The organism is Candidatus Thiodiazotropha sp. AKAK2 (genome assembly GCF_058244685.1).
Window position 1 is genome coordinate 17,046 of sequence record NZ_JBSYOP010000039.1, and the last position, 14,230, is coordinate 31,275.

Sequence of the window (14,230 nt, forward strand, 5' to 3'; positions counted from 1 at the left end):
GGTAAATCCATCCTAAGTAGACAGATCCGAGCCAAACAATGAATGGCCTATGATGCCTTGCTCAAGCGGAGAAAATTCTCCAGTCGGAGCCGGGTTATCTCACCCTGTTCCACCGCACCCTGGATGGCACAATCCGGTTCATGGCCATGGGTGCAGTTGTGAAAGCGGCACTGCCCGATATAGGGGCGGAATTCGGCAAAACCCTGCTCCAGCTCCTCACGACTGAGATTGGTTAGCCGGAAACTGCGGACACCGGGAGAGTCGATCAGTTTGCCCCCCTGCGGCAGGTGGTAGCAGGTTGCCGCTGAAGTGGTATGGCGGCCCAGTCCGGTGGCTTCTGAGAGTATCCCGGTTTCAATGTCGTGTTCCGGGAGCAGGGCATTGATGAGTGAGGATTTTCCCACCCCCGACTGTCCCAGCAGAATACTGGTTTCATCCTTCAAATGGTCAATCAATGTATCCAGTCCATGCTCACGCTTTGCACTGATGTTGATGATCGGATATCCGATCCTCGAATAGGTCTCAAACTGGTCGATGAAAGCTGATTCTGTCTCCTCGGTCAGCAGATCGATCTTATTGATCGCAATCAGCGGTGGGATCCTGATGGTTTCCGCAGTAACCAGGTATTGATCGAGTAGATAGCCACTGGGTTCTGGTTTGGGTGCCAGTACGATCACCAGTTGACTGATATTGGCGGCCAGGGGTTTGTGTCGACCGCTATAGTCCGGACGGCTGAGTACACTCTCACGAGGCTGCAGTGCGGTGACTACCCCGCTGTGTTCATCCACCTGTTGCCAGATGACCCGGTCACCGCAGACGGGATGGCCAATGTTCTGACGGGTCTGACAGCGGTAGATCCTGCCCGAACCGTCGTCGATGCCCAGCGTCGCGCCATGGCGAATGATCACCACACCCTCTTGTTCAGATTGTTCGGCAGCACTGCAAAGGGCCTGGTTTGCCCGTTGATCCAGACGTTGACGGCGTTTTTCCTGAATGGCCTTGATACGGTTTCTCTGTTGGTTTGTCAGACGCCGTTTAGCCATGCAGCGGTAATCCTAAGCTGGAAATCGCGGGCTCACCTGAGTCACACAAGCTTTTGATCTGTACAGCGATGGAAACAGTCTCACCAGAGCCTAAGGTTTGAGGTCGAATTTGTAGTATTCCAGGTTGAGATAGATTGCGGTACCCTCGATTTGGTCTTCGAACCAGGTGAGGCCAAGATTCTGTTCGCAAAAACGTACTTGTTTATGCAGACCATCGAGGCTTTTCACTCGGCGGTTTGGTCGGGTATAGAGCTCACTGCCATGACATTTCAGGCAGTGCGCTTCATTCAGCTGCTTACCCAGTTCCGCATCCCCCGCCATCAGGTTTGAGGTGGCAAGAATCAGCAATGAGGTTGCAGCTATCAATATCAGTTTCATCTACTCGCTCCGTCTATTGGGTAATCTGCTTGGATATGTGGGCGATACGCACCGGTGCCGGTGGGTGACTGTCATGGAAGAATGAATAGAGTGGATCCGGTGTCAGTGTGCTTGCATTGTCCTGATAGAGTTTGACAAGCGCCTGAATCAGAAACTCCCCACTACTCTGGCTGACGGCATAGTCATCCGCTTCAAATTCGTGGCGTCGGGAGAGAAAGCTGCCCAGGGGTGTGAAAAATATGGTGAACACAGGGATAGTCAGGACAAACAACAGTAGAGCCGCCGCATTGGAGGGTTGAGATATACCCAAACCGTTATAGAACCAGAGCTGCTGGGAGAGCCAGCCAAGCAGTGCCATGGCGCCAAGTGAGAGCAGGGCCATTAGCAGCATCTGTTTGTGGATATGTTTGTAGTGAAAGTGGCCAAGTTCGTGGGCCAGAACCGCTTCCACCTCATCCGCATCCAGGGCCTCCAGCAAGGTATCAAAAAACACAATGCGTTTGGTTTTGCCAAAGCCGGTGAAATAGGCATTGCCATGGGCAGAACGTTTGGAGCCGTCCATGACAAAGATACCGTCGCTGGTGAATCCGCAACGTTGCAGCAGCTTACCAATGCGCTCACGCATCTCCCCTTCCGACAGTGGGGTGAATTTATTGAACAGCGGTGCGATGAAGCGGGGATAGGCCCAGGAGATGGTCAAGGTGAAGCTGAGCCATACCAGCCATGCGGCAAGCCACCAGTATTGACCGGCACTGGCCATTAATTTCAGTATCACCCACAACAGCGGTAAACCGAGCAGCATTGACAGCAGCAGTCCGATCAGACGGTCCTTGATATATTGCTGCGGAGTGTTGCGGTTGAATCCGAACAGGGCTTCCAAGCGAAAGGTCCGATAGAGATCGAAGGGCAGGTCGAGCAGAGAGCCGAGAAAGAAAAAAGAGAATATAAACACAATCCCAGTGGTTAATGGACCCCATTGCATCCCGTTCCAGTACTGAATCAGTAGCTCCAGGCCGCCACCCAGAGTCCAGAAGAGCAATAGAGCCACTCCGATCAGGGCCTCGATAAAGGCAAGCTTACCCTTTGCCTGGGTATAGTCGGCCGCTTTCTGGTGGTCCTCGAGGGGAACCTGGTCCTTGAAGGCATCAGGGACCTGGCTTCGGTGTTGTGTGACATGCTGCAGATGCCGATAGAGCAACCATAGCTGTAGCATGGTGCCGAGAATCAGAAACAGTAAAAACAGTTGTGTGAAAAGTGCCATCAGTGGTTAATCAAAATTCCTGGGGTTACGGGACGCGATCGATGCGGCGACTAATTATGTCGTGTTGAGCCCTGGTATGCCAGCCAACAGACTGGGATCCGTTTCCAGTTTTGCTCATTCACGGTCTGTTCCAATGTTCCCTCTCACTTACAGTTACGGCGGTTTGTTGGGAGAATGGGTTGTGATTTTGACAGGAGTTGCAAAGCAAAGGTTCGACAGTATGTATCTTTTGCATGAATTACCATACAGTCTTAGACAGCTTCCTGTTAGAATTTCGCCGCGTAGCGATTCTGTAACAGAAGGATAACAAGATGCCTGTTGATGCCTCCAATCTGATTTGGATCGACCTGGAAATGACCGGGTTGGATACCCTGCAAGACGAAATCATTGAGATTGCAACCATTGTTACCGATGTCAATCTGAACATTCTTGCTGAAGGGCCGGTGATTGCCATCCATCAACCCCAGACAGTTCTCGATGCCATGGATGAGTGGAATCAGCGCCAGCACGGCGGCTCGGGATTGCTGGATCGGGTCAAGCAGAGTCAATTCAGTGAAGTTGAGGCACAGGCAGAGACGATCCGCTTTCTGCAACAGTACGTACCTGCCGGGGCATCACCCATGTGTGGCAACAGTATCTGTCAGGACCGGCGTTTTATGGCCAGGACGATGCCTGACCTGGAAGCCTACTTCCACTACCGCAATCTGGACGTCAGTACTTTGAAAGAGCTGATGAACCGCTGGTCACCATCATTGAGCGAGGGATTTACCAAACAGGGGAAACATCTGGCTCTGGACGACATCAAGGACTCGATTGCCGAGCTCCACTTCTATCGCAACCACTTTCTCAGGCTACCCTAGTCTGACTCCGGTTTATCCATGCTTGAAGGTTCAGGGAAGTACCCTCAAAGTATATCGGTTCACTATCTGATCGCCACCTCACTGGCGCTCCTGAGTTATCTGTTTTTTGCCTCGGTCGATGCTTACGTGGTTGACGGTGAGCAGTTGCTGGTCAACCCGGATTTTTCAGATCATCTGGCCGGCTGGCGGATCAGTGGTGATAAGGATCTGCTGCAGGTGTCTGATGGTACTGTGGAGATCCGCCACGATGCGCTATCCCAGTCCAACACGCTCTCCCAATGTTGGGATCGTGAACGGTTTCCTGACCGAATACTGGTCGGCATCAGCGCTTCAACTAAAGATCTGGCGCTCGGAGACAAACCCTGGCACCTGGCCCGGGCAGGGCTGATAGGTCAGCTTCCCGATGGGACAAAGGACTACCGGTTGACCAGCCGGTTGGTGTTGCTCAAGGAAGATGTCGGCTGGCAGCCCTATCGGACAGGCATTGAAATTGATCAATCGCTTGAGCGTATCTGTCTCTCAATCGGCTTGCTTGGCTCAAAAGGCAGCTTTCAGTTCAAAGACCCGCTGCTCTATCCGGCCGCAATACCACCCACCTACAGCCTGATCAAAAACCTGCTGCTGGCCGTCTGGGCCGCTGTTGGAGTCATCTGGCTGATACGGCTGATCAGACATTATCGCCAGAGAACCCAAATGGGATTTATGCTGGCCATACTGGTGGCGATTTCAGTGGGCATTCTGATGCCGGCCGAGCTGAAATCGGAAGTGGAAAACTGGCTTTCACTCTATCTTCCCGAGTTCACCACCAAGCAGGTGCTGAATACGCTGGGAGTACCGTATCAGTTACCGGCAGACGTACTTCCGCAACGCTGGGACGTATCCAAATTCGGCCACTTGCTGGGCTTTTTTCTGCTGAGTCTGATTCTGTTTTCTGAAAAGGAGAAGTCGGTTTGGATCCTGTTGCCGGGGCTGGTGATTGCTGCGGTAGTGACTGAAATCCTGCAACACTATGTGCCTGGCCGGGCGCCCCGATTGAGTGATGTGATGGTCGATCTGATCGGTATCGTTGCGGGCTGGTGGTTGATCAGAGGTTATTTCAAGATCCGTCAGAGCGTCGCCGGTTGATTGCGCTGACGACTCAATGCCCAGAGTATATGCTCCTTCACCAGTGGTGTGGCCTGCTCCAACCGGCCCAACAGTGCCTCTTCAACGGCATCGGATGGGGGGGTATTGCCCAATGCCACGGCCAGGTTTCTCTGCCAGCGTTGATAACCGATCCGTCGTATGGCGGATCCCTCGGTCTTCTGTAGAAAAGTCGTTTCATCCCAATCAAACAGTGAGAGCAGGCCACTGCTGTCGAGATGGTGTCTCGCGAGAAAGTCCTGTTCGTCGGTCACCTGGGCGAAGCGGTTCCAGGGGCAGATTTGCTGGCAGTCATCGCAACCGTAGATCCGGTTGCCCATGGCGGCCCTGAATGGTTCGGGAATGGCGCCATTCAGCTCTATGGTCAAATAGGAGATGCAGCGTCGCGCATCGAGCTGGTATGGGGCAGTGATGGCCCGGGTTGGACAGATCTCCAGACAGGCCTGACATCGGCCACAGTGGTTTTCAGCCGGCCGGTCGATCGGCAGGGGAATGCTGGTGTAAATCTCGCCGAGAAAAAACCAGGAACCTGAGCGTTTGTTGAGCAGATTGGTATGTTTGCCGATCCAGCCCAATCCGGCTTTTTCCGCCAGTGGTTTTTCCAGCACCGGCGCGGAATCCACATACAGCCGGTTGCTGCTGTCCGGTATTGACTGCTGGATCTTCTGCTGCAGCTTCTTCAGACGGTTTCGCAGGAGTTTGTGGTAATCCCGGCCGAGTGCATAACGGGAGATAAAGGCTTTCTGCGGATCATCCAGTACCTGTTGCAGATCCTGCATGGGCTCCGGCAGGTAGTCCATGCGCACAGAAATCACCCTCACGGTTCCGGGTTCAAGCTCTACGGGACGACTCCGTTTGCTGCCGTGCCTGGCCATGTAGTCCATCTCACCGTGACAATCCGATGTCAGCCACTGCTGCAATCGGCGCTCTGCTTCGCTGAGATCGGTATCGGTAATGCCGACGGCATCAAAGCCCAGTTCCTCACCCCACTGTTTGATTTGCAGGCTCAGCTTAAGTAGTTCGTCAGCGTTCAGTGTCTCGCTCATGCTGCTGCACTATAGCCCAGTGTCATCACGATACAACTGCTGCCCGTTGTGGGATCGATTATTTTGAGTCACCAGGGGGTTCGCGGTATCGTTGCCGATCAAATCAGAGGACAATGGATCTATGCGAGTGATGCCATTTACCGACAGTTTGCCCTACGCCCTCTACCGGGCTGATCAGGTTCGTCAATTCGATCGTATCGCCATTGATGAGTTTGAAATCCCGGGAGAGACCCTGATGGAGCGGGCAGGTATCAGAGCCTTCGATCTGCTGCGCCATAAATGGCCTGAGGTGAGAGAGATTCTGGTGGTCTGCGGGCTGGGCAACAACGGTGGGGACGGTTATGTGCTGGCCAGGCTGGCGCTGCAGGCGGGATTGCGTGTGCGGGTGCTGCAGCTTGGTGATGCCGAGAAGATCAAAGGGGATGCATTGCTGAAAGCGAAGGCCTGGATGGCTTTGGGGCAGCAGCTTGAACCTTTTCAGGGGCTTCCAGGTAAACCTGGCCTGATTGTGGATGCCATCCTGGGTACCGGGCTGGAGCGGGATCTCAGAGGGGATTGGAAGGCGGTGGTGGAGCAGATCAATCAGCATCAGGCACCGGTCTTCGCCCTGGATATCCCTTCAGGCCTCAATTCGGACAGCGGCCGGGTGATGGGGGGTGCGGTGAAAGCGGCTGCAACGATCAGTTTCATCGGTCTGAAGCAGGGTATGTTCACCGGCAACGGACCGGACTACTGTGGTGAAGTAGCCTTCGATGCCTTGGAAATACCGGCACAAATCTACGCTCGCCAGCTACTCGCCTGTCGTCGCATGGATTGGTCGAAGGTCTCTGCGTCGGTCAGCCGCAGAGAGCGCTCCTCGCACAAGGGCAGCCATGGCCATCTGCTGGTGGTTGGTGGGGATCAGGGTTATGGCGGTGCGATACGCATGGCAGCCGAGGGTGGCGCCAGGAGTGGCGCGGGGCTGGTTACCCTGGCAACCCATCCTCAGCATGCCCCGTGGAGTAACCTTGGTCGCCCTGAACTGATGTGCCGTGGTGTTGATGCTGATACGGATCTGACGCCCTTGCTACAGCAGGCCAGTGCTGTAGTACTCGGTCCTGGGCTGGGTAGGACCCCTTGGGGTGAGCGGGTCTACCATCAGGTGATAAAAACCGAACTGCCCCTGTTGCTGGATGCCGATGCGCTCTATTGGCTGGCCAGGCAGCCGGATCAGCACAACAATCGGGTGCTGACCCCCCATCCCGGAGAAGCGGCCCGTCTGTTGGGTTGGGACACCCGGCAAGTGCAAAATGATCGGTTTGCGGCGTGCGAGGCCCTGCAGCAACGCTATGGCGGGGTGGTTGTATTGAAAGGGGCCGGAACCCTGGTCGGCAGCAGCGGGAGCCAACCCTTGGCCCTCTGCAGTGACGGTAACCCGGGTATGGCAAGTGGCGGATCGGGGGATGTATTGAGTGGGGTGATCGGTGCTTTTCTGGCCCAGGGTCATGCGCTTCGGGATGCGGCGGAGCTGGGTGTCTGTCTCCATGCGGCCGCCGGCGACAAGGCCGCCGGACAAGGTGAAATCGGCATGCTGGCAGGCGATTTGATCAATGCCCTGCGAGAGACACTGAATTCGGAGCTTGTGGATGATTGAACTGAGGGTCACTGGTGAAGCGGAGCAGGAGGCTCTCGGTCGCCGTCTGGCAATGAACTGTCGAGCGCCCTGCATTGTCTACCTGGTGGGCGATCTCGGTGCGGGGAAAACCACCCTGACACGGGGGTTCCTGCGAGGAGTCGGCTATCAGGGACGGGTTAAAAGTCCTACCTACACACTGCTGGAACCCTACGAACTGGGGAGCATTTCCTGTTATCATTTCGATCTGTATCGACTCGCTGATGCCGAAGAGCTGGCCTATCTCGGCATTCAGGATCTGTTGACGGATGATGCAGTGATGTTGATCGAATGGCCAGAGAGAGGGCAGGGGGGGCTCCCGGCTGCCGATCTGCTGGTGAAGATCGAACATGATGGCCTGTCACGGCTGATTACCATCGAAGGGGGCAGTGATCGGGGATCTGAAATTATTCAGAAAATACAAAGTGATCTGGTGGATGGTTAATTTGGATCGTAGGAAATTTAGCTATCTAACAGAATAATCTGGAAAAAAAACCTTTTGCATGCTATTTTTTATGTTGTATTTTCAGTGTTACGGGTCATGGGGCAATGAGGATTAGGCTCGCTATGCTGCTGATCATGCTGATCAGCGCACTACCGCTACAAGCAAAGCAGTCTGAGATAACCGGTCTCAGGATATGGTCTGCACCGGATCATGTGCGTCTGGTGTTCGATGCCAATGGCAAGGTAAATCACAAGATATTCACTCTGCAGGGTCCGGATCGCCTGGTCCTCGATCTGAAAAACACCTCCCTCACCAAGCACCTGCCTGACCCCACCAAAGAGAACAAGATCATCCGCGGTATGCGTACTGCGAAACGCAACGACCACGATGTGCGGGTGGTGTTCGATCTCAACAGCGCGGTCAAACCCAAAAGTTTCTCGCTACGCCCCAACCGGGAGTATGGCCATCGGCTGGTAGTCGATCTGTATGATGGCAAAACCGGAATCAAACAACGTAATGCTCCGGTCAAGACAGCGAAAAAGACAAACACAGCCGGTCATCGGGATGTGGTGATTGCGGTGGATCCCGGTCATGGTGGTGAAGATCCCGGAGCCCGCGGGCGCAAAGGTACCTATGAGAAAGATGTGGTACTGGCGATCGGCCGCAAACTGGTGAAGATGCTGAATCAGCAAAAAGGCATGCGCGCCGTCCTGATCAGGGACGGGGACTACTATCTAGGGCTGAGAAAACGTATTGCAAAGGCCAGAGCCCATCAGGCGGACCTGTTTGTCTCAATTCATGCCGATGCCTTCCGTGACCCGAAAGTCAGAGGGTCCTCTGTCTATACACTCTCCCGCAGTGGCGCCTCGAATGAAGCGGCCCGTTGGCTGGCGGAGCGGGAAAACAGTGCTGACCTGGTGGGAGGTGTCTCCCTGGAGGATAAGGACGACATGCTCGCATCGGTGCTGCTCGATCTTTCCCAGATTGGTACCCTGCAAGCCAGTTCAGAAGCGGCCAGTCGGGTATTTTCCGAACTCAAGACCCTGGGCAAGACCCATAAGCGCCGTGTACAGCAAGCCGGTTTTGTGGTGCTGAAATCGCCCGACATCCCTTCCATGCTGGTGGAAACGGCGTTCATCTCCAATCCGGATGAGGAGCGCCGGCTGCGCGATCCCAAACACCAGACCAAAGTGGCCAGGGCGCTGATGAAGGGGATCCGTGACTACTTCAAGTATCAGCCTCCACCGGGTTCCTGGCTGGCGGCCAATCAGAGAACGCGTAAACACGTGATCTCATCCGGTGACACCCTGATTGCGATCGCCAATCGCTACCAGATCAGTGTCAAACGGCTACGCCACGTCAATGATCTGAAAAACGACACCATCCGTATCGGACAGGTATTGCAGATTCCACCGGGCAGTTGATCCATTCTCGGCCTGGCTGTTGTGCCCATCAAAGCTCATCTGATCTCCCTTGGCAGCCCATGACAGCGGCCGGGCTCTGCTGCCAAAGTCCCTTGACCCGATAATGGATCTTGAAGTCGGGACTCTGAGCCATTATGGTGCTGGGTTTCTGTAACCTCTGGGGCCTGACTATGCCCATTCGCACGCTTCCACCTCAACTGATCAATCAAATCGCCGCCGGCGAGGTCGTCGAACGACCAGCATCCGTGATCAAGGAGTTGGTGGAGAACAGCCTGGATGCCGGCGCACGTCATATCGAGATCGAGATTGAGCAGGGTGGCATCAAGCGTCTGCGGGTACGGGACGATGGGGTGGGGATACCCCAGCAGGAGCTGAACCTGGCCCTGTCGCGCCATGCGACCAGTAAGGTTACGCAGTTTGAGGATCTTGAGGTGCTGCAGAGCATGGGGTTTCGTGGTGAGGCGTTACCGAGCATCAGCTCGGTCTCCCGTCTGCGCTTGACCTCCAGACATCAGGACGCTGAGCAGGCTTGGGAGGTCAGCGGTGACGGCACGGACAAGACGCTGCAGCATAAACCGGCTGCACACCCCCAGGGGACCAGCGTTGAGGTTCGGGATCTGTTTTATAACACCCCGGCAAGGCGAAAGTTCCTGCGTACCGAAAAGACCGAGTTCGGCCATATTCAGGCCCTGGTTCAACGTCTGGCCCTGGCCCGTTTCGATGTGGGGTTCACCCTCCAACATAACCGCCGGGCGATCTTTTCACTGCCACCCTGTGACAATCGGCAGCAGCAGGAGAAACGTCTGTTGGAATTGCTTGGGGCGCAGTTTCTCGAACAGGCGCTGCCAATCCAGGAGCAGGCGGGGGATTTCTCGCTTTCCGGTTGGGTTGCCAGACCCGGTTTCTCCCGCGCCCAGGCGGATATGCAGTATTTCTACGTCAATCAACGGATGATCCGTGACAAGCTGGTAACCCATGCGGTTCGCCAGGGCTTTCAGGATGTGCTCTACCATGGTCGTCATCCCGCTTATGTGCTGTTTTTCAGCCTCGACCCCCATAAAGTGGATGTGAATGTCCATCCGACCAAACACGAGGTGCGATTTCGGGATTCACGCTCGGTGCACGACTTCATCTTTCGCGGACTGCATCGTCTGTTGGCTGATACCCGGCCCCAAGCGTCGACTGAAAGCGGACAACATGAGGCAGTGAACCTGCAACCCCCGGTGACAGTTCAAGGGGCGGTTGAGCACCCATACACCCCGCCCAGGCAGCAGGGGCTCGACTGGCGTGTAGCCGAGCGGCCGACTGCCTATCAGGCGGGTTTTTCTGCTCAGCAACCGATCGCTGCAGATCCTGATGAGGCGGTCACTGAGCGTCAGCCGCAACAGGTTCCCCCACTGGGTTATGCACTGGCGCAACTGCATGGGGTCTACATCCTGGCGCAAAATCAGAGCGGTCTGATTCTGGTGGATATGCACGCCGCCCATGAGCGGATCACCTATGAACGATTGAAACAGCGCTACCATGGAGAGGGCATCAGCCATCAACCGCTACTGGTGCCGATCTCAGTCTCAGTCAGCGTCAGGGAGGCCGATCTGGCGGAGGATGCCTCTGATCTGCTGCAGCGAATGGGTTTTGAAGTCAGTCGCTCCGGACGGGAGTCCCTGGCGATCCGCTCCATCCCCTCACTATTGCGGGGGGCGGATCCGGAAAAGATGTTGCGGGATATCCTCTCGGATCTGATTGAGCACGGCAGCAGTCAACGCGTGAAAGAGGAGATCGATCAGGTTCTGGCCACGGTTGCCTGTCATGGGTCTGTGCGTGCCAACCGCCGTTTGGAACTGGATGAGATGAACGCCCTGCTGAGAGATATGGAGCGCACTGAAAGGGCGGATCAGTGCAATCATGGTCGACCCACCTGGACCGAACTCACTATCAGTGAGCTCGATCGTCTGTTTCTGCGCGGCCGTTGAGATGACCCAATCCCCACTGACTCAGGAGCAGTTGCCTGCGGCGATTTTTCTGATGGGACCCACCGCCTCAGGTAAGACCGCGCTGGCGGTCGAGCTGGTGCGCCGGTTGCCGTTGGAGATCATCAGTGTGGACTCCGCTCTGGTCTATCGGGGGATGGATGTGGGCACTGCAAAACCGGATCGGCAGACGCTTGATCTCGCCCCCCATCGACTGATCGACATGATCGACCCCTCGGAGAGCTACTCCGCCGCCGCTTTCAGACAGGATGCCCTGGATGCGATGGGGGAAATCCATGCGGCGGGTAAGGTGCCGCTGCTGGTCGGCGGCACCATGCTCTACTTCAAGGCCCTGAGCCAGGGGCTCTCAGACCTGCCGGCAGCCGATCCGGTGGTGCGAAAGCGTCTGCAAGGGGAGATGGCTCAGCTCGGCCTGGTGGCACTGCATCAGCGGTTGGAGCGCCTGGATCCGGAAGCTGCGGCGAAGATTCATACCAATGATACACAACGCATACTACGGGCCCTGGAAGTGATTGAACTGAGCGGAAGGGCCATGAGTGAACTTCAACAGTCTGACAAAGGTCACATATTGCCATACCGGGTATTGAAGCTGGTTCGTGCGCCCAAAGAGCGGGCGGTACTGCATGCCAGAATTGCACAGCGTTTTGAACAGATGCTGGCGAACGGCTTTGAGCAAGAGGTCCGAGCGTTGTTGAGCCGGGGCAATCTGACACCGGCCATGCCATCGATGCGGGCTGTGGGTTATCGACAGATGCTGCACTACCTGCTTGGTGAGATCAGCAGGAATGAGATGGTGGAAAAAGGTATCATCGCCACTCGCCAGCTGGCGAAGCGACAGTTTACCTGGTTGCGGGCTGAGCAGGAATGCCACTGGCTGTATGACGGCAGTGACATTGTGGAGCAGGCTCTGGTGCTGATTTCAGATAAGTTTCCTGAGTTGACAGGACCTGGCTGAGTATTTGATTTTTAATAAATTTGAGGTATTGATATTTTGAATAGTTGGATAAAAACACAGTATGCTACACTTTCGCTTGTGAAGTAGATATTTACTACCATTTTTTCGCGCTTGTTTTTCGTTTAAAACTACAAACACAATAAGGAGAATTTCCATGTCTAAAGGGCAAAGTTTACAAGACCCTTTTTTAAATGCATTGAGAAAGGAAAGGGTACCTGTCTCAATATTTCTAGTGAATGGTATTAAGCTTCAGGGACAAATCGAGTCATTTGATCAATTCGTGGTGCTGTTAAAGAACAGTGTCAGTCAGATGGTATACAAGCACGCTATCTCCACTGTGGTGCCAGCCAGAAATGTACGCATCCAGCACGCTAACGGCCAATCCGAAGAGGAGGGGTCCGCCGGCAGTGGTAATTTTTGAAATTGTTAATATCTTTCTGCTTTAAAGGGCGTACCATGACATGGATGCGCCCATTTTAAACGCCTGTACTCTTATATCCCCATACTGTTTCCAACATGTTTGAACGTCCTAAGTCGGGTGAACGCGCTGTATTGGTTCACCTGGATCTGAATGGGATCAGTGATCCCGATGAAATCGCGGAATTCCAGGATCTTGCCCGCTCTGCCGGTGCGGAGCGGGTAGCCTTTGTCTCCGGCAGTCGCCGCCAACCCGATCCGAAATATTTTGTCGGTCGGGGCAAGGCCGAGGAGATCGGTCATATCGTCTCCTCGGAAAGTGCCGATCTGGTGATCTTCGATCACGCGCTTTCCCCCAGTCAGGAGCGAAATCTTGAGCGCGCATTCGGCTGCCGGGTGGTCGACAGAACCGGGTTGATTCTTGATATCTTTTCTCAGCGTGCCCGTTCATTTGAGGGTAAGCTGCAGGTTGAGCTGGCTCAACTGCAACATCTGTCGACCCGACTGGTCAGAGGATGGACCCATCTGGAGAGACAGAAGGGTGGTATCGGACTGAGAGGGCCGGGCGAAACCCAGTTGGAGACTGACAGACGATTGCTGAATCAGCGTATCAGCCAGATCAAAAAACGTCTTACCCGTGTCAATTCCCAACGTGAGCAGGGTCGACGCGGGCGGGAGCGTGCCGACATCCCAACCGTCTCCCTGGTTGGCTATACCAATGCCGGTAAATCAACCCTCTTCAACCGCATGGTTGGATCGGATGTGTATGCGGCGGATCAGCTCTTTGCGACCCTGGATCCCACCTTGAGAAGACTTGAACTGGATAGGGAAGGGCCGGTTGTATTGGCCGATACGGTAGGCTTCATCAGCCATCTGCCCCATGATCTGGTGGCCGCATTCAAATCGACGCTGAAAGAGACCACCGATGCCTCACTGCTGCTGCACGTGATCGATGCGGCCAGTCATCAACGTGCCACCTGTATCACTGAAGTGAATGAGGTTTTGCAACAAATCGGGGCCGACAAGGTCCATCAGATTGAAGTGTTCAATAAGATCGATCTGCTGGAGGACGTCAAACCCAGAATCGACCGGGATGAAAACGGCATGATCACCAGGATCTGGCTCTCGGCACAGACCGGTGAAGGCTGCGATCTTCTGCTGCAGGCATTGGCGGAGTACTACCGTAAAAACCATGTTAGGCAGAAGCTCAGATTGAACCCGGAAAATGGCAGATTGCATGCACTTTTATTTGAACGTGGTGCTGTGATCAATGAGTCCTCCACCGATGAGGGAGGTTGGGAGATGGATATCGATATGTCTGAGAGGGAGTTTCGACGTTTACTCAAAGAGGAACCTGCACTCGAGAGCTGTTTAGTCTGACTACCAGCGAATCCCGTTTTAGTTTGAAAACAGGAGAGATTGTGCCGTTGTCCCTCATTGCCGGCGCAGTTTCACTTGTTAGGGTATCAACAGATTCGGGTTAGTCTGTACGCGAAACCGATGGTATCGTATCCTGAAACCTGCTGTTAGAATGTGCGGCTGCAGGATATGCTGTAGACGTCTCCCTAGTGGGCAGTCAGGAATCGAAGATTGAATCGTGTCAGTATGCCCCCATA

General features: G+C 54.7%; 13 protein-coding genes. 9 read left to right on the forward strand and 4 right to left on the reverse strand.

Translation table 11 applies throughout. The features are described from left to right. Nucleotides 1-47: 47 nt before the first annotated feature. From rsgA to AC4IE8_RS21360, 3 genes are all read right to left on the reverse strand, one after another. The gene (rsgA, locus tag AC4IE8_RS21350) at nucleotides 48-1,043 is read right to left on the reverse strand and encodes a small ribosomal subunit biogenesis GTPase RsgA (RefSeq protein ID WP_068994183.1); all 996 of its coding nucleotides are present in this window, start codon (nucleotides 1,041-1,043) and stop codon (nucleotides 48-50) included. Nucleotides 1,044-1,133: 90 nt separating this feature from the next. Next, nucleotides 1,134-1,421, reverse strand: a complete 288-nt coding sequence (locus AC4IE8_RS21355) for a c-type cytochrome (protein ID WP_490792005.1) — start codon at nucleotides 1,419-1,421, stop codon at nucleotides 1,134-1,136. A gap of 13 nt (nucleotides 1,422-1,434) precedes the next feature. Further along, entirely contained in the window at nucleotides 1,435-2,682 is a 1,248-nt protein-coding gene (locus AC4IE8_RS21360) for a M48 family metallopeptidase (RefSeq protein ID WP_068994173.1), read from the reverse strand. Between the two features lie 311 nt (nucleotides 2,683-2,993). Between AC4IE8_RS21360 and orn the strand changes: the two genes are divergently transcribed. Further along, nucleotides 2,994-3,542 (forward strand): oligoribonuclease, encoded by a 549-nt coding sequence (gene orn / locus AC4IE8_RS21365; protein WP_068994168.1) that lies wholly within the window; start codon nucleotides 2,994-2,996, stop codon nucleotides 3,540-3,542. 18 nt (nucleotides 3,543-3,560) lie between these two features. Further along, nucleotides 3,561-4,667 carry a VanZ family protein gene (locus tag AC4IE8_RS21370; protein ID WP_490792006.1) on the forward strand — a complete coding sequence of 369 codons (1,107 nt, stop codon included), beginning with the start codon at nucleotides 3,561-3,563 and terminating at the stop codon, nucleotides 4,665-4,667. Here AC4IE8_RS21370 and queG read toward each other — a convergent pair. Continuing rightward, the gene (gene queG / locus AC4IE8_RS21375) at nucleotides 4,649-5,731 is read right to left on the reverse strand and encodes a tRNA epoxyqueuosine(34) reductase QueG (RefSeq protein ID WP_068994162.1); all 1,083 of its coding nucleotides are present in this window, start codon (nucleotides 5,729-5,731) and stop codon (nucleotides 4,649-4,651) included. The two genes, AC4IE8_RS21370 and queG, sit on opposite strands and share 19 nt — an antisense overlap. 121 nt (nucleotides 5,732-5,852) lie before the next feature. Between queG and AC4IE8_RS21380 the strand changes: the two genes are divergently transcribed. The 7 genes from AC4IE8_RS21380 (at nucleotide 5,853) to hflX (ending at nucleotide 13,994) form a co-directional block, all read left to right on the forward strand. After that, nucleotides 5,853-7,364, forward strand: coding sequence for an NAD(P)H-hydrate dehydratase (locus tag AC4IE8_RS21380; protein WP_490792007.1), 1,512 nt, complete (start codon nucleotides 5,853-5,855; stop codon nucleotides 7,362-7,364). After that, complete coding sequence (gene tsaE / locus AC4IE8_RS21385; protein ID WP_068994155.1) at nucleotides 7,357-7,827, forward strand: tRNA (adenosine(37)-N6)-threonylcarbamoyltransferase complex ATPase subunit type 1 TsaE; 471 nt, start codon at nucleotides 7,357-7,359, stop codon at nucleotides 7,825-7,827. Before AC4IE8_RS21380 ends, tsaE begins: the two co-directional genes overlap by 8 nt. Nucleotides 7,828-7,949: 122 nt before the next feature. Then, complete coding sequence (locus AC4IE8_RS21390) at nucleotides 7,950-9,251, forward strand: N-acetylmuramoyl-L-alanine amidase (protein ID WP_490792008.1); 1,302 nt, start codon at nucleotides 7,950-7,952, stop codon at nucleotides 9,249-9,251. A 170-nt stretch (nucleotides 9,252-9,421) separates the two neighbouring features. Then, a complete protein-coding gene (mutL, locus tag AC4IE8_RS21395; RefSeq protein WP_490792009.1) occupies nucleotides 9,422-11,224 on the forward strand; it encodes a DNA mismatch repair endonuclease MutL in 1,803 nt (600 codons plus the stop codon). A gap of 1 nt (nucleotide 11,225) precedes the next feature. Next, entirely contained in the window at nucleotides 11,226-12,197 is a 972-nt protein-coding gene (gene miaA / locus AC4IE8_RS21400; RefSeq protein WP_068994150.1) for a tRNA (adenosine(37)-N6)-dimethylallyltransferase MiaA, read from the forward strand. A 154-nt stretch (nucleotides 12,198-12,351) separates the two neighbouring features. Continuing rightward, on the forward strand, nucleotides 12,352-12,618 hold the full coding sequence (gene hfq, locus AC4IE8_RS21405) for an RNA chaperone Hfq (RefSeq protein WP_068994146.1): 267 nt from the start codon (nucleotides 12,352-12,354) through the stop codon (nucleotides 12,616-12,618). 95 nt (nucleotides 12,619-12,713) lie between these two features. Beyond that, nucleotides 12,714-13,994, forward strand: coding sequence for a ribosome rescue GTPase HflX (hflX, locus tag AC4IE8_RS21410; RefSeq protein ID WP_068994143.1), 1,281 nt, complete (start codon nucleotides 12,714-12,716; stop codon nucleotides 13,992-13,994). Nucleotides 13,995-14,230 lie beyond the last annotated feature (236 nt).